Raw genomic sequence first — 14,555 nt, forward strand, 5'->3', positions numbered from 1 at the left:
CTATCAGGTGGCGGCTGCTATGCTGAAGTCGTCACTCATTTACTCGTCAAAGGAAGACATCATGGCAAAACGTAATACAGATACCTCCGCACGCGCTGACCAGCTGAAAGAAGACCTGCGCCATCTCAGCGAAACAGTCGAAGAGCTGGTGAACGCAACCTCCAAAGACGCCAGCAGCGAAATGCGCGATCTGCGTGAGCGTGCCGAGCGACGTTTAAAAGATACTCGTACTCGCCTAGAAGCCCGCGGAGAACGTTTCTACGAAGACACCCGCGAAACGCTCTCCGAACAGGCAGCGTGTTGTGACCGTTATGTCCATGAAAACCCCTGGACCAGCATCGGTATTGGCGCCGCTGCTGGCCTTGTCGTTGGTATGCTGCTCGGGCGTCGCTAATGGCTTTGGGTCCCACCCAACGCGTCTTTTCTGCCGCCAAACGCCTGCTGAAATCACTGGTAGCTAACAGTGAAACTCGCCTGCGTTTGGCGGTTTTAGAGCTAGAAGAGGAGCGCGCGCGTTTACTGGTTTTGCTGTTACTTGCGGGTGCCAGTCTACTGCTCCTGCTATTAGGCGTTGCCACGCTTACGGCGCTGGTGGTGGTTCTCTTCTGGGATACTTATCGATTAACGGCAATTAGCGTCAGTGCTGGTGTGCTCATCGCGTTAAGCATACTGCTAGCGGTGATTGCTATGCGTCAGGCCAAGCGCCATACACTGCTAAAAGAGACGTTAAAGCAGCTTGCCGCCGACCGTGCACTGCTGGAGGTGAATGAGGATGACTCGTCACAACAGCGTCGTTAAACCACCTAGCCGGGCAGAACGCAAAGCAGCTCTACTGGCGGAACTGGAGCAACAGCGTATCGATATCTTAGTCGATAGCGACACGCTGCTACGCGCTTCGTCACCGCTGGATAGCCACTGGAAAAGCTTTAAGCTGCCTCTTTACGCTATTGGTGGCATCGCTGCTCTGCGCATTGCGCGCCACCCTGGTGGTGCCATGGCGGCGGGTCGTAAAGTGCTCGCAGGCTATATGCTGTTTAGGAAATTGAAGCTATTGGCCAAAGTGGCGACGTAATCAACCGATCGCCACGATGCTTTTATAGTGCCTATTAAAAAGCCGCTGCGGCTCGACGCAGCGGCTTTTTAGTCTGCGTTAGGGCAGCTTAGCACGCTTGACCACAGGCTACGCCGCTCGCCCACGCCCATTGAAAGTTATAGCCACCCAGCTGCCCCGTAACATCCAGCACTTCACCAATGAAGCGCAGTTGCGGCAGATCCTTCACCTCAAAGGTTTTCGATGAGATGGCGTCGGTATTCACGCCGCCCATGGTCACTTCTGCTGTACGCCACCCTTCCGTGCCCGCCGGTTTTAGCTGCCACTGATTAAGCCGCTGGGCCCAAGCATCGAGCGCTTCGTTGCTGTATTGCGCCAGCGGGCTGGCCAAGTGAGAGTCGGGATACCACTCCAGCAGCGCTTGGGCAAAGCGTTTGGGGAAACGCTCGCCTAGCCAGGTCGACAACAGCCTTTTGGGGGTTTCCTGGCGCGCATGGCGCAACGCGTCAGCCACGTCTTCGCCCGGCAAGAGGTCGATGGAGATTGCGCTACCCGGCTCCCATACGCTGGAAATTTGTAGCATAGAAGGGCCGGATAGCCCTCGATGGGTAAACAGCATCGGCTCGACAAAGCGCTTCTCTTTGCAGCTCACTGCCGTGGGCACGCTAACGCCAGAAAGCCCCGCCGCCCGCTCTTTCCAGCTATCGCTTAGGGTAAATGGCACTAGGCCGGGGCGCGTGGGCAGCACCTCTAAGCCAAACTGGCGGGCAATATCGTACCCAAAGCCGGTCGCCCCCATGGTAGGAATGGAAAGCCCTCCGGTCGCCACGACCACCACCCCTGCATCAATCGTGCCCAGAGACGTGGCCAACCGCATGCCCTCGCCCTGCCGCTCCAGCCGAGAAACGGATGTGCTCAGTTTAATCTCCGCCCCGGCCCACTCACACTCGGCCAAGAGTACCCGCACAATCTCTTTGGCGGAATCTGCGCAAAATAGCTGCCCTGGCGCTTTTTCCACATACTCAACGCCATGGGTTTCTACCAGCGATACAAAGTGTTCTGGGCGATAACGTTTTAATGCAGAAATGCAAAAATAAGGATTTTCAGAGTAAAAGTGTCCAGGCGCTGTATCAAGATTGGTAAAGTTACAGCGGCCTCCCCCAGACATAAGAATTTTTTTACCCGCTTTGTTCGCATGGTCGACCACCAAAACGCGTCGCCCGGCATAGCCAGCCTGTGCCGCGCACATTAAACCAGCGGCACCTGCGCCAATGACTACGACGTCGTAGACCATAACTGAGGCTCCCAGAGTGAAAAGGCGGGCATTTTAACAGGTAAGAAGCGCCAAACTACTGTACATTTTAAAAACTCATGTACAAGAAGCGCACAAGATACTGCCTATTCGCCTCAACATTCGCCCCAACAATGTTGCAGGTAATGACTTACTATCATCGCCGATTGCGGAATATTTCAATAATACTGAGACACTTATGATCGCTTTTAAACGCTCCTTTTGCTGCCTCGTGCTACTCCTTGGATGGGCTTCTATTGCCAGCGCACAATCAAAGCCGCCTGTGATTGGTTATTACGTTGAGACAGAGACCTGGTCCGACCCGCTGGAAGCACTAGGCACCTTACGTGCTGATGAAAGCGTGACCTTATCGGCCACCGTAACCGACACCATTGCAGAGATTAACTTCGATGATGGCGAGCAGGTAGAGCGCGGTCGTTTACTGGTTCGTTTGGAAGACGCCGAAGAGCAAGCTCTACTAAGAGCCGCCCAGGCCATTACCGATGAGCGGCGAAACGCTTCTGACCGCGCTTCGCAGCTGCAGCAGCGCAACTTAGCGGCTAGAGCAGACGTAGAAGACACTCAATCCCAGCTGCGCCAAGCACAAGCCGATGCCCAAGCCCTGGAAGCTAGACTGGAAAATTACCGGATACACGCGCCGTTTAGCGGCCGCGTAGGATTTCGTGACGTCAGTGTGGGCACCCTCGTCACCCCCGGCATGGCGTTGGTGACGCTAGATAAGCTAGATGTAATGAAACTCGATTTTACCGTACCAGCGGTATTTTTGGGGCGGCTATCCGCCGGGTTAAGTCTTAGTGCCACCACAGCGGCGTACCCAGACGAGGTATTTCGCGGCGACGTTGCCAGCATTGGCACAAGGATTGACCCGGTATCCCGTAGCGTTAGCGTGCGTGCCGAGTTGGCCAATCCTGATTTAAAGCTGCGCCCTGGCATGCTGATGGAAGTCATCGTGCAGCAGCGCGTACGCGATGCGTTAGTGCTGCCTGAAGCCGCGATTCAGCCTAGCGGCAACCGCCACTTTGTGATGGTGATTCAACAGCAGGAGAATGCGCCACGCTTAGAGCGCCGAGAAGTAGCTATCGGCGAGCGCCGCAGCGGGGAAGTAGAAGTACTAGAAGGCATTAGCGAAGGCGATTTGGTGGTGATTCATGGTCTGCAGCTAGCCCGTGAGGGTCAAGAAGTTCGCCTGCTAGGCGTTGCCGACGACAGCACGGACATTCGCTCGCTGCTGGAGGCTGACCGCTAATGCGTTTATCCGATATTTCCGTTCAGCGGCCAGTGCTGGCCATGGTAATTGCCGCACTGATTATTGCTTTTGGCTTGCTGGCCCTTAACCGCTTGCCGCTGCAAGAGTACCCCACGGTTGACCCGCCTATTGTCAGTATTGATACCCGCTACCCCGGTGCCTCGGCCAGCGTGGTAGAAACACGCATTACCCAAGTATTAGAAGACCGCATTGCCGGGGTGGAGGGCATCGAGCTGATCACCTCCCAAAGCGAGGATGGCCGCTCGCGGATCGAGATCGAGTTCGCCATCACTATGGATATCAACGCTGCGGCGAACGATATCCGCGACCGCATTTCAGGCGCACTGCGCAACCTGCCGGACGACGCCGACAATCCTGAAGTCACTAAAGCCGACAGCAGCGAAGAGATTGTTGTTTGGCTAAGCCTCTCGGGGGCAGACTACTCGATTGCTGAGCTGACCGACTACGCCAACCGCTTTCTCGTCGATAGCCTTTCAGTACAGCCGGGCGTTGCCCGAGTACGCGTGGGCGGCGGCCAGGATTACGCCATGCGTGTATGGCTGGACCGTAACGCATTAGCAGCCCGTGGCCTCACCGTGGGCGATGTGGAGGACGCTCTACGTGCTGAAAACGTCGAGCTGCCTGCGGGTTCTATCGAATCCGATGACCGCCAGTTTATTGTCCGCTTGCCGCGCAGTTTCGCCACTGCTGAAGACTTTCAAGGCTTAGCGCTTGCCCAAAGCAATAACGGCTATCTAGTGCGCTTATCGGATGTCGCCCGGGTGGAAGTAGGCTCTGTGGAAGACCGCTCCGTTTTCCGAGCCAACGGCGTGCCTATGGTGGGGCTGGGGATGATCATGCAGTCCACCGCCAACGTGATTGAGCTTTCTGAGGCAGTGCAAGAAGAGCTTGGGCGGCTACAAGGCACCCTGCCCGAGGGGATGTCGCTCACACTGAACTATGATGCCTCGGTGTTCGTTTCCGGTGCTATTGAACAGGTAGTCATGACTCTCTTTATCGCCATGGGACTCGTAGTGGTGGTCATCTTTCTGTTCCTGGGCAATCTTCGCACTACCCTTGTGCCTGCCGTTACAGTACCTATTGCCGTGATTGGCGCATTTACAGCACTGGCAGCCATGAATTTTTCCATCAACTTGCTGACGCTGCTCGCATTGGTGCTGGCCATCGGGCTGATTGTTGATGATGCCATTGTGGTGCTCGAAAATATCAACCGACGCATGCACGACTATGGCGAGACGCCGCTAGTCGCCGCCTTTCGCGGCACGCGGCAAATCGCCTTTGCGGTGATCGCCACCACCCTAGTGTTAGTCGCCGTCTTTGTGCCACTGAGCATGCTGCAAGGCGATATTGGTCGGCTGTTCTCGGAGTTCGCCCTCACCATGGCAGCAGCAGTGGTCGTCTCTACCCTGCTCGCATTGACCCTAACGCCCATGATGGCGTCTAAAATCCTCAAACCCGGCATGCACGATAGCCGCATTGGGCAAGGCGTGCAGTGGCTGCTGGACGGCACCAAACGCCGCTACCAGCGAGCCTTAGAAGCCGTACTAACGGCCAAATGGCTGGTCGTGGCCCTGTTTGCCCTACTCATTGCCGGAACGGCGTGGCTCGCCACAGCGCTGCCCAATGAATACACTCCGCAAGAAGATCGCGGTAACTTTATCGTGCTGGTCAACGGCCCGGAAGGAGCCACGTTCGACTACATGATGGACTACATGGATGAGATCGAAGCGCGGCTCACCCCCTTTGTAGAGAGCGGCGAGCTTGAGCGCGTGGTGGTTCGTGCCCCGCGTGGCTTCGGTAATATCGAAAACTTCAACAGCGGCTTTATCATCGTCAATATGGCGGACTGGGGCAGCCGTCGCAGCGCCTGGGAGATTATGGCCGATGTGCGCCAGCAGCTCAGCTCGCTCCCTGGCGTCCAAGCCTTCCCGGTGATGCGCCAGGGCTTTGGTCAGCGCACTCAGAAGCCGGTGCAGTTTGTGTTGGGCGGCGGCACTTACGAAGACCTAGCCCGCTGGCGTGACCGGCTGATTAATCATGTGCGGGAAAACAACCCACGTTTGACGGCCATCGAGAGCAACTACGACGAAACCCAGCCGCAGCTGCGGGTCGATATCGATTACGAGCGTGCCGCCTCGCTAGGTGTGACCGTGACCGAGATTGGCCGCACGCTGGAAGTGCTGCTGGGTGGCCGTAACGTTACCCGCTATGTGGACGACGGCGAAGAGTACGATGTGATTGTGGAAGGCGACCGTAGTCGCCAAAACAGCCCGCGCGCGCTGGATAACATTCAGGTGCGCTCAGCACGCACAGGGGAGCTCATTCCGCTGGCAAGCCTGGTCACGCTGTCTGATTTTGCCGGCGCCAGCACGCTGAACCGCTTTGACCGCGTGCGCGCCATTACCATTGAAGCGAACCTCGCCGATGGCTACCCGCTGGGCGAAGCGCTGGCATACCTGCAAGACACCGCCGATACCATTCTGCCGGAAGAAGTACAAACTAACGTGGCGGGACCATCCCGGGATTTCCAGCAGGCGAGCGGTGCGACGATGTTCCTGCTGGTGCTGGGTGCCGTGGTGGTATTCCTGGTACTGGCCGCCCAGTTCGAAAGCCTCATCCACCCGTTTGTGATTATGCTCACGGTGCCGCTAGCCATGAGCGGAGCGCTGCTTGCACTGCTGCTCAGCGGTCAGTCGCTGAATATATATAGCCAGGTGGGCTTGGTACTGCTGATTGGTTTGGCGGCCAAAAACGGCATTCTCATTGTCGAATTCGCTAACCAGTTGCGGGATGAAGGGCAGGCATTTCGCTCAGCGCTGATTGAGGCCTCGGTGACCCGCCTACGCCCCATCTTGATGACCGCCGTGACCACCATGGCCGGTGCTATTCCGCTGATTATCTCCAGCGGGCCAGGGGCGGAGTCGCGCTTGGTGATCGGCACGGTGATTATGGCCGGTGTCGGCGCCGCTACCGTCTTCACACTGTTTGTGGTGCCCGTGGCGTACGACCTGCTGGCCCGCCACTCTGGCTCGCCTGGAGCAGTGAAGCGCCAGCTCGAAGAGGAGATCGCCAACGCGCCTACGGCTCAACATACGCCGCTTGATACGCCAGAGCGATAACGCATCCCCAAAAACACTAAGGGCGCCAACGAGGCGCCCTTAGTGTTTAAACGTCACAACGGCTGTACTTATTCGCAATCGCCGATACGCTCACCTTCAATCACGGTGTTCATAGTCAGCTCACCCATGGGAGACTGAGTCAGAATATCCACAGTGCCTTCAATTTGCTCGCCCATAAAGCGCATTTCGCCGTCGATGGTCGCTTCGCCACCCTCAGCGCGGCATACCATGCTGTAGGAGAGGCCGTCGGCACTCATATCCTGGTTGAGCAGTTCGCAGCCCTCTTCCTCTTCAATAAAACCAAAATCAGCACCCTCTAGCTCTTCCTGGGTAATGCACTGACGCTCGGTTTCCGTTTGATCGGGAATCTGCATATCGCCGCTGACGCTAGTCACGCTGACAAACTCCCACTCGCCGGGCGTAACATTAGGTGTTTCCGCCTGGGCAACCATCGGGAAGGCCGCTAAGGCCGCAACTGCCATGTACCGTTTCATCATCGCTTTTATCTCGCTAGGTGGTTCGGGAAAACTCGTCATTATCCTACCTGATTCGTTGATCAGGTGCCTGCTTGCAAACAGCACTGCTACACTAAGCTGTCAATGACATTGAGTGTAACGCTGAAAAGGGCAACAACCATGCACGACGACGCACTAATTAATCATGATTTCCACTGCCCTTACTGTGATACGCCACTCACCTTTGTGATCGATACCTCTCAGGGTAGCCACGACACCTGGGAAGATTGCCATCAGTGCTGCGCGCCCATCCAGCTACAGGTCATTGTGTCACCAATGACCGGAGAGCTAGACGCCGTCATCACTGGACGTGACGACGACGTGCTGTAGCGTTGGATTAAAAAGCTTAAACCCCCTCCCCTTGCTGTATCACTGACTGGCGCTTGGCCTCGCTGCGGCGCATGAAGTACCACGCCAGAAGTGTCGCCAACGATACGGTCAGAATAATCAGCGTCGCCAGCGCGTTGATCTTCGGCGACACGCCCATCCGCACCGAGGAAAACACCACCATCGGTAGCGTATTGGCCCCCGGCCCAGAGACAAAGCTGGTAATCACCAAGTCATCCAACGACAGCGTAAAGGCCAGCAGCCAGCCTGCAGCGAGGGCGGGTGCAATGACCGGTAGCGTGACGAAGAAGAAGGTTTTGACCGGCGGAGAGCCTAAATCCATCGCCGCCTCTTCAATAGAGCGGTCCACTTCCCGCAACCTAGCCGCCACCACCACCGCCACGTAGGCGCTACAGAACGTAGTGTGGGCAATCCAAATAGTGGCCATGCCACGGTCGGCGGGCCAGCCGATCAGCTGCGCCATTTGCACAAATAGCAGTAGCAGCGAAAGGCCGGTAATCACTTCCGGCATCACCAGCGGCGCGGTCACCATGCTGGAGAGCGCCGTTTTGCCGCGAAAGTGGCCGTAGCGCGTCATGACGAAGGCAGCGACCGTGCCTAGGCACACCGCCATACTGGCGGCAAAGAAAGCAATCTCCAGGCTGGTCCAAACCGCTGAGAGAATCTGCTGGTCACGGAACAGCTCGCCGTACCACTGGGTGGAAAATCCGGCCCATACCGTCACTAAGCGGGATTCGTTGAACGAATAAACCACCAGCACGACCATGGGCAGATAGAGAAACAGCAAACCCAACACCAGCATCACGGTGGTAAAACTTGGGCGTCGACGCGATCTCATCATTCTTCAAGCTCCCGTGACTGGTAACGGTGAAACCACACAATGGGGACAAGCAACAGCAGCAGCATGACCATGGCGAGCGCTGACGCGACCGGCCAGTCGCGGTTAAGGAAGAACTCTTCCCACAGCACCTTACCAATCATCAAGGTATCCGGGCCGCCCAGTAGCTCAGGAATCACAAACTCCCCAACCGCAGGAATAAACACCAGCATTGAGCCTGCGATAATGCCCCCCATCGAGAGCGGCAGCGTCACCTTTAAAAAGGTATTGAGCTTACGCGACCCAAGATCCGAGGCCGCTTCCAGCAGCGAGTTATCCAAACGCGTCAGGTGGGCATACAACGGCAGTACCATAAACGGTAGGTAGGCGTAGACAATGCCCACAATTACCGAAAACTGGGTATTCATCATCCGCAGCGGTGAATCAATCACCCCCAACCCCATCAATAGGTTATTGATTAGGCCACTATTGCTAAGAATACCCATCCAGGCGTATACCCGAATCAGAAACGAGGTCCACGACGGTAGCATGACCAACAGCAGTAGAATCAGCTGCAAGCGCCCTGGGGCACGGGCCATGGCGTAGGCCATCGGATAGCCAATCAGCAAACACACCACTGTCGCCACAAATGCGGTTTTAATCGACCCCCAGTACGCGGCGACATAGAGCGAATCCGACAACAAAAACAGATAGTTGCCTAGGTTCAAAAAGATGTTCAGCGTTTGATCGGCATACTCTACCAGCGGCCCGTAGGGAGGAATGGCAATGGCCGATTCAGAAAGGCTGATCTTAAGCACCAGCGCAAAGGGCAGTAGGAAAAATAGCGTCAGCCACACCAGCGGGAACGCAATCACGGCGCGTCGGCCTAAATGCAACCGCTTGATAAAGCCTGCAATGCGAGATGGCATCATAATGGGCAATCTCCTGTCAGCCACCTGGGCATTAGCGGTTCAGCACGATAGCGCTATGATTTTCCCAATAAACGTACACGCTATCCTCCCAGGTTGGACGGTCGCCGCGCCGCTCGGTGTTGGCCATGCTCACTTTAATCATCTGCCCGGAAGCAGTGCGCACGTAGTAAAGTGAATAGCCGCCCAAGTAGGCGATATCATCCACCTTGCCCGCTTCCCAGTTGTACTCTGACGACGGCTGCTCACGGGTTAGCCAGATTTTCTCAGGGCGCAGCGCCGCCCACACCCGGCGGTCTACTGCCTGGGTGGTAATGCCGTGGTCGATATAGATCGGCCGTGAGAGCGCAGGTGACTCAATGCGGCAGTGGTCAGCGGCGTCCTCAATGATCTCACCCTCAAACAAGTTCACTGTACCGACGAACTCGGCCACCATCCGGCTGGCAGGGCTTTCATAAATATCCACCGGCGAGCCAACCTGCTCAATCCAGCCATCCGCCATGATCGCCACACGGTCGGCCATGGTCATGGCCTCTTCCTGGTCGTGGGTCACCATGATGCAGGTCACACCCACCTGCTCAATGATCTCGACCACTTCCAGCTGCATTTCGGTGCGCAGCTTTTTATCCAGCGCGCCCATGGGCTCATCGAGCAGCAGCAGCTTGGGCCGTTTGGCAAGCGAGCGCGCCAAGGCGACCCGCTGGCGCTGACCGCCAGAAAGCTGGTGGGGTTTACGCTTAGCGAAGCGCTCCATATGCACCAGTTTGAGCATCTGGGCAACCCGCGCTTCAATTTCAGCTTTAGGCAGCTTGTCCTGCTTTAATCCAAAGGCAATATTCTGCGCCACGGTCATGTGCGGAAATAGCGCATAGGACTGGAACATCATATTGATGGGCCGCTTGTGTGGCGGCATCTCAGTGATGTTTTCGCCACTCAGCAAAATGCGCCCTTCGCTGGGCGCCTCAAAACCGGCAAGCATGCGCAGTAGGGTAGATTTACCCGAGCCAGACCCACCTAGCAGGGCAAAAATCTCGCCGCGCTTTACCTGCAAATTCACATCATCGACGGCAAGCGCATCATCAAACCGCTTGCTCAAGCGCTTAACCTCTAAAACGATATCCTCGGCAAATCGAGGTGCTTTCCCCTGAGAGCGCACAGGCGGGGGAATGGCAGACGAAGAGGATGAAGAATCGTTCGACAGGGGCGTAGTGACCATTCGCCACTCCCATCAAAAGGCCCGGTTAACCGGGCGATAAAAGACAAACAGCGAGCCGAGCAGCTACCCGGCTCGCCGTCAGGCGATGATTAGAATTAACGGCCAGACTTAACGCGGTTCCAGGTGCGCGTACGGGCACGCAGGATATCCTGGGGTTTTTCTACCTGGACATACAGGTTCTGCATGACCTCGGTTTCCGGGTAGACGGCCGGATCGTTAATCAGCTCATCTGAGAGGTACTCGTTCGCCGCCAGGTTGGGGTTGGCATAGCGCACGTACTCGCTGATCTCAGCAGCAATTTCAGGGTCGAGGATAAAATTAATAAACGCGTGGGCGTTTTCGGGATTCGGAGCATCTGCCGGAATCGCCATCATATCAAACCACAGCGCAGCGCCCTCTTTCGGGATGCTGTAGCCAATGGTGAAATCACGGCCCGCTTCTTCCGCACGCGCGGCAGCCTGGAAGATATCACCAGAGTAGCCTGCCGCCACGCAGATATCACCGTTGGCAAGGTCAGACACATAGCGCGAAGAGTGGAAGTAGGTAATGTTATCGCGCACTTTGGAGATTAGCTCACCGGCAGCCTCAATGTCCTCAACGCTTTCATTGAGCGGATCAAGGCCAAGATAGACCATCGCGGGCGACAGCATTTCATCGCCAGAATCGAGCATCGCAAGGCCACAGCCTGCTTCACTCAGCTGAGTGGTAATTTCCGGGTCAAACAGTAGCGCCCAGCTATTTAACGGTGCGTCGTCACCCAAAATTTCGGTGACGCGCTCAACGTTATAGCCAATGCCGTTGGTGCCCCACATATAAGGAACCGAGTATTCGCTACCCTGATCGATGGTTTCCAGATTAGCCATCAGCTCTGGGTTAAGGTTATCCAAATTGGGCAGCAGCTCATGGTTAAGCGGCTGAAAAACGCCTGCTTTCAACTGGCGGGTGAAGTAGTAGGTCGAAGGCACGACCACATCGTAGCCGGAACGGCCGGAGAGCAGGGCCGCATCAAGAATTTCGTTACTATCGTAAACGTCGTAGGTCACTTCTATACCGGTGCGCTCGGTAAACTTCTCCAGCGTTTCCGGAGCAATATAGTCTGACCAGTTATATACCCGCACTTCATCAGCGTGGGCAGCAGCGGCCGCTACGGCAAAAGAGATGGCCGTAACGGCCCCTGAAAGTTTTTTAATGTTCCCCACTTACCTGCTCCTTATCTCGAAAGTCTACATCACCCAAAAGCCATGTACTGCAACCGGCTGTCGCTGGCTGGCTGGTTAGCCACCGATGCAACTAGCGCCAGCTGAAAACAGCTTAGGCGATTATCGCAACCGTGCGAATTTTGCGGTGCAGTGCCATCTACCGCAAGAGCCACCGAAAAATTCTTGTATTCAGCTCCCTATGCCCCCACTTTCCACCTGCGCGAAAGGTAGCAAAAAGTTTCATAGCCAACACCTATTGGAAAGATTCAGTTTTCCAATTTTAGCTATTGGTCGCAGTCCGCTACCATGAGCAGCAACTTTTTCTACTGCCACTCACCTATTATGGAGACGTTCTGAATGTCTTTGATTAACACTGAAGTAAAACCGTTTAAAGCCACAGCTTACCTGAACGGCGAATTTATCGATGTCACTGAAGCGGACCTGAAAGGTCAGTGGTCCATTTTCTTCTTCTACCCGGCCGACTTCACCTTCGTTTGCCCGACTGAGCTGGGCGACCTGGCTGACAACTACGAAGCCTTCAAGAAGCTGGGCGTTGAAATTTACAGCGTATCTACCGACACCCACTTTACTCACAAAGCATGGCACGACAGCTCTGAAACCATCGGCAAGCTGCAGTACCCGATGATTGCTGACCCGACCCTGCAAATTTCTCGCAACTTCGAAGTGCTGATCGAAGAAGCCGGTCTGGCCGAGCGCGGTACTTTCGTCGTTGACCCGGATGGTAAAATCCAGATTGTCGAAATCAACGCTGGCAATATCGGCCGTAACGCTGAAGAGCTGCTGCGTAAAGTGAAAGCTGCTCAGTACGTTCGTGCAAACCCGAACGAAGTATGCCCGGCTAAATGGAAAGAAGGCGAAGAGACACTTGCTCCGTCTCTGGACCTCGTAGGCAAAATCTAAATTGCCTACCGCTGCCGCTTAGGGTTCGAATCACATTAAGTTGAATCCCTACAGGCAGCGCAACACCCGGGCACTTGGCCCGGGTGTTTCGTTTAAGCACCCGTGTAACCGCACCCCCTGTTTTCCCTAGCGCTTTTACCGACTGCCCTACTGATCCGGCAGCGGGCGTTTTAGGTTGAGAACAACTTACTGCTGACTGCGAGGAAGCCACTGTCATGCTGGACGCCAATTTAAAAAATCAGTTGAAAGCTTACCTGGAAAAAGTGACTCAACCGTTCGAGATCGTTGCGTCCCTCGATGACGGTGCCAAGTCACGCGAATTACTGGGCCTGTTGGAAGATATCAGCAGCCTCACCGATAAAATTACCCTGCATACCGACGGGCAAGATAGCCGTACCCCGTCGTTTGCGATTAACCGCCCCGGCGAAGAGACCGGTGTGGTGTTTGCAGGCATCCCCATGGGCCACGAGTTCACCTCGCTGGTACTGGCACTGCTGCAAGTCGGTGGTCACCCACCAAAGACCTCTCAAGAGCTGTTAGATCAAATCAAGGATCTCGACGGCGAGATGCTGTTTGAGACCTACTACTCGCTCTCCTGCCAGAACTGCCCGGATGTAGTTCAGGCGCTGAACCTGATGGCGATCTTCAACCCGAACGTGCGTCATGTCGCTATCGACGGTGCGCTGTTCCAGGATGAAGTCGAATCGCGCGAAATCATGTCCGTGCCCAGCATCTACTTAAACGGCAAGCCGTTTGACCAGGGCCGCATGACCCTTGAGCAGATTCTGGCCAAAGTGGACACTGGCGCTGCCGAGCGTGAAGCCAAGAAGCTGAGTGAAAAAGCTGCCTTCGATACGCTGGTGATTGGCGGCGGCCCAGCAGGTGCAGCGGCAGCCATCTACTCCGCACGTAAAGGCATTAACACCGGTGTTGCCGCCGAGCGCTTTGGTGGCCAGGTATCCGACACCATGGGTATTGAGAACTTTATCTCTGTTACCCACACCGAAGGCCCCAAGCTGGTCAGCGCACTTGAAGAGCACGTTAAAGAGTACGAAGTCGACGTGATGAATCTGCAACGTGCTACGTCGTTCAAAGCAGCAGAAGCCGAAGGCGGCCTGCATGAGGTCACGTTTGAGTCTGGCGCGAAGCTGAAGAGCAAAACTCTGGTACTGGCCACCGGTGCCCGCTGGCGTGAAATGAACGTGCCCGGCGAGCAAGAGTACCGCAACAAAGGTGTTGCCTACTGCCCCCACTGCGACGGCCCGCTGTTCAAAGGCAAGCGTGTCGCGGTGATTGGTGGCGGTAACTCCGGCGTTGAAGCCGCTATCGACTTGGCTGGCATCGTCGGCCACGTAACGCTGGTTGAGTTTATGGGTGAAATGCGCGCCGACGCGGTACTGCAGAAGAAGCTGAAGAGCCTGCCTAACGTCGACATCGTGCTAAATGCCCAAACCACCGAAGTGACAGGCGACGGCAGCCGCGTTAACGGCCTGACTTACAAAGACCGCAACACCGATGAAGTGAAGAGCATCGCGTTGGAAGGCATCTTTGTACAGATTGGCCTGGTGCCTAACACCGAGTGGCTGAAAGGCTCGCCAATTGAAATGTCACCCCGTGGCGAGATCATCGTCGATGCCCACGGTATGACCTCGGTGCCCGGTGTGTTCGCCGCTGGCGATGTTACCACAGTGCCCTACAAGCAGATCATTATTGCGATGGGTGAAGGTGCCAAAGCGTCACTGGGTGCCTTCGATTATCTGATTCGTAACTAATCTGCTAGATGACTGGCTGATAGGGCGGCAGCGCCGCCCTACTGAGTTCGTTCCCTTTGACGTGAAGACCGTGACGTCGCGCCCGCCTC

The 14,555-nt window shown here is 55.9% G+C and carries 14 protein-coding genes; 8 read left to right on the plus strand and 6 right to left on the minus strand.

Annotated elements, in window-relative coordinates:
- The first annotated feature begins 61 nt into the window (after positions 1–61).
- Genes BMY49_RS03980 through BMY49_RS03990 form a run of 3 tightly spaced genes read left to right on the plus strand, consistent with a single transcriptional unit; the run spans position 62 to position 1,072 of the window.
- Complete coding sequence (locus BMY49_RS03980; protein WP_044628207.1) at positions 62–394, plus strand: DUF883 family protein; 333 nt, start codon at positions 62–64, stop codon at positions 392–394.
- The gene (locus BMY49_RS03985; protein ID WP_054644976.1) at positions 394–798 is read left to right on the plus strand and encodes a phage holin family protein; all 405 of its coding nucleotides are present in this window, start codon (positions 394–396) and stop codon (positions 796–798) included. The genes BMY49_RS03980 and BMY49_RS03985 overlap by 1 nt, the downstream gene beginning before the upstream one ends.
- On the plus strand, positions 773–1,072 hold the full coding sequence (locus BMY49_RS03990) for a YqjK family protein (protein ID WP_054640867.1): 300 nt from the start codon (positions 773–775) through the stop codon (positions 1,070–1,072). Before BMY49_RS03985 ends, BMY49_RS03990 begins: the two co-directional genes overlap by 26 nt.
- Positions 1,073–1,160: 88 nt before the next feature.
- On the opposite strand, the gene BMY49_RS03995 is transcribed toward BMY49_RS03990, so the two are convergent.
- The gene (locus BMY49_RS03995) at positions 1,161–2,345 is read right to left on the minus strand and encodes a BaiN/RdsA family NAD(P)/FAD-dependent oxidoreductase (RefSeq protein ID WP_062359149.1); all 1,185 of its coding nucleotides are present in this window, start codon (positions 2,343–2,345) and stop codon (positions 1,161–1,163) included.
- A gap of 196 nt (positions 2,346–2,541) precedes the next feature.
- Here BMY49_RS03995 and BMY49_RS04000 point away from each other — a divergent pair, with 196 nt between their 5' ends.
- The gene (locus tag BMY49_RS04000) at positions 2,542–3,609 is read left to right on the plus strand and encodes an efflux RND transporter periplasmic adaptor subunit (protein WP_054640866.1); all 1,068 of its coding nucleotides are present in this window, start codon (positions 2,542–2,544) and stop codon (positions 3,607–3,609) included.
- Positions 3,609–6,749, plus strand: coding sequence for an efflux RND transporter permease subunit (locus BMY49_RS04005; RefSeq protein ID WP_089674930.1), 3,141 nt, complete (start codon positions 3,609–3,611; stop codon positions 6,747–6,749). The genes BMY49_RS04000 and BMY49_RS04005 overlap by 1 nt, the downstream gene beginning before the upstream one ends.
- Positions 6,750–6,817: 68 nt before the next feature.
- On the opposite strand, the gene BMY49_RS04010 is transcribed toward BMY49_RS04005, so the two are convergent.
- Entirely contained in the window at positions 6,818–7,231 is a 414-nt protein-coding gene (locus BMY49_RS04010) for a DUF3617 domain-containing protein (protein WP_228168693.1), read from the minus strand.
- 153 nt (positions 7,232–7,384) lie between these two features.
- Here BMY49_RS04010 and BMY49_RS04015 point away from each other — a divergent pair, with 153 nt between their 5' ends.
- Positions 7,385–7,594, plus strand: coding sequence for a CPXCG motif-containing cysteine-rich protein (locus BMY49_RS04015; protein WP_054644977.1), 210 nt, complete (start codon positions 7,385–7,387; stop codon positions 7,592–7,594).
- A gap of 16 nt (positions 7,595–7,610) precedes the next feature.
- On the opposite strand, the gene BMY49_RS04020 is transcribed toward BMY49_RS04015, so the two are convergent.
- From BMY49_RS04020 to BMY49_RS04035, 4 genes are all read right to left on the minus strand, one after another.
- On the minus strand, positions 7,611–8,453 hold the full coding sequence (locus BMY49_RS04020) for an ABC transporter permease subunit (RefSeq protein WP_089674932.1): 843 nt from the start codon (positions 8,451–8,453) through the stop codon (positions 7,611–7,613).
- The gene (locus BMY49_RS04025; protein ID WP_062359153.1) at positions 8,450–9,361 is read right to left on the minus strand and encodes an ABC transporter permease subunit; all 912 of its coding nucleotides are present in this window, start codon (positions 9,359–9,361) and stop codon (positions 8,450–8,452) included. Before BMY49_RS04025 ends, BMY49_RS04020 begins: the two co-directional genes overlap by 4 nt.
- A 31-nt stretch (positions 9,362–9,392) precedes the next feature.
- A complete protein-coding gene (locus tag BMY49_RS04030; RefSeq protein ID WP_044628216.1) occupies positions 9,393–10,574 on the minus strand; it encodes an ABC transporter ATP-binding protein in 1,182 nt (393 codons plus the stop codon).
- A gap of 95 nt (positions 10,575–10,669) precedes the next feature.
- Positions 10,670–11,773: a polyamine ABC transporter substrate-binding protein gene (locus BMY49_RS04035; protein WP_054640865.1), complete on the minus strand. Its 1,104-nt coding sequence runs from the start codon at positions 11,771–11,773 to the stop codon at positions 10,670–10,672.
- Positions 11,774–12,130: 357 nt separating this feature from the next.
- Between BMY49_RS04035 and ahpC the strand changes: the two genes are divergently transcribed.
- Together ahpC and ahpF are read left to right on the plus strand one after the other, a co-directional pair.
- On the plus strand, positions 12,131–12,694 hold the full coding sequence (gene ahpC / locus BMY49_RS04040; protein WP_044628218.1) for an alkyl hydroperoxide reductase subunit C: 564 nt from the start codon (positions 12,131–12,133) through the stop codon (positions 12,692–12,694).
- Between the two features lie 215 nt (positions 12,695–12,909).
- Positions 12,910–14,466 carry an alkyl hydroperoxide reductase subunit F gene (ahpF, locus tag BMY49_RS04045; RefSeq protein ID WP_062359154.1) on the plus strand — a complete coding sequence of 519 codons (1,557 nt, stop codon included), beginning with the start codon at positions 12,910–12,912 and terminating at the stop codon, positions 14,464–14,466.
- Positions 14,467–14,555: the final 89 nt, after the last annotated feature.

This window comes from Vreelandella aquamarina (assembly GCF_900110265.1).
In the GTDB taxonomy this organism is placed as follows: domain Bacteria; phylum Pseudomonadota; class Gammaproteobacteria; order Pseudomonadales; family Halomonadaceae; genus Vreelandella; species Vreelandella aquamarina.

Coding starts and splice junctions, on each gene's coding strand:
- BMY49_RS03980 (WP_044628207.1), top strand. CDS start 62: ATGGCAAAACGTAATACAGATACCTCCGCACGCGCTGACCAGCTGAAA.
- BMY49_RS03985 (WP_054644976.1), top strand. CDS start 394: ATGGCTTTGGGTCCCACCCAACGCGTCTTTTCTGCCGCCAAACGCCTG.
- BMY49_RS03990 (WP_054640867.1), top strand. CDS start 773: ATGACTCGTCACAACAGCGTCGTTAAACCACCTAGCCGGGCAGAACGC.
- BMY49_RS03995 (WP_062359149.1), bottom strand. CDS start 2,345: ATGGTCTACGACGTCGTAGTCATTGGCGCAGGTGCCGCTGGTTTAATG.
- BMY49_RS04000 (WP_054640866.1), top strand. CDS start 2,542: ATGATCGCTTTTAAACGCTCCTTTTGCTGCCTCGTGCTACTCCTTGGA.
- BMY49_RS04005 (WP_089674930.1), top strand. CDS start 3,609: ATGCGTTTATCCGATATTTCCGTTCAGCGGCCAGTGCTGGCCATGGTA.
- BMY49_RS04010 (WP_228168693.1), bottom strand. CDS start 7,231: ATGGCAGTTGCGGCCTTAGCGGCCTTCCCGATGGTTGCCCAGGCGGAA.
- BMY49_RS04015 (WP_054644977.1), top strand. CDS start 7,385: ATGCACGACGACGCACTAATTAATCATGATTTCCACTGCCCTTACTGT.
- BMY49_RS04020 (WP_089674932.1), bottom strand. CDS start 8,453: ATGATGAGATCGCGTCGACGCCCAAGTTTTACCACCGTGATGCTGGTG.
- BMY49_RS04025 (WP_062359153.1), bottom strand. CDS start 9,361: ATGATGCCATCTCGCATTGCAGGCTTTATCAAGCGGTTGCATTTAGGC.
- BMY49_RS04030 (WP_044628216.1), bottom strand. CDS start 10,574: ATGGTCACTACGCCCCTGTCGAACGATTCTTCATCCTCTTCGTCTGCC.
- ahpC (WP_044628218.1), top strand. CDS start 12,131: ATGTCTTTGATTAACACTGAAGTAAAACCGTTTAAAGCCACAGCTTAC.
- ahpF (WP_062359154.1), top strand. CDS start 12,910: ATGCTGGACGCCAATTTAAAAAATCAGTTGAAAGCTTACCTGGAAAAA.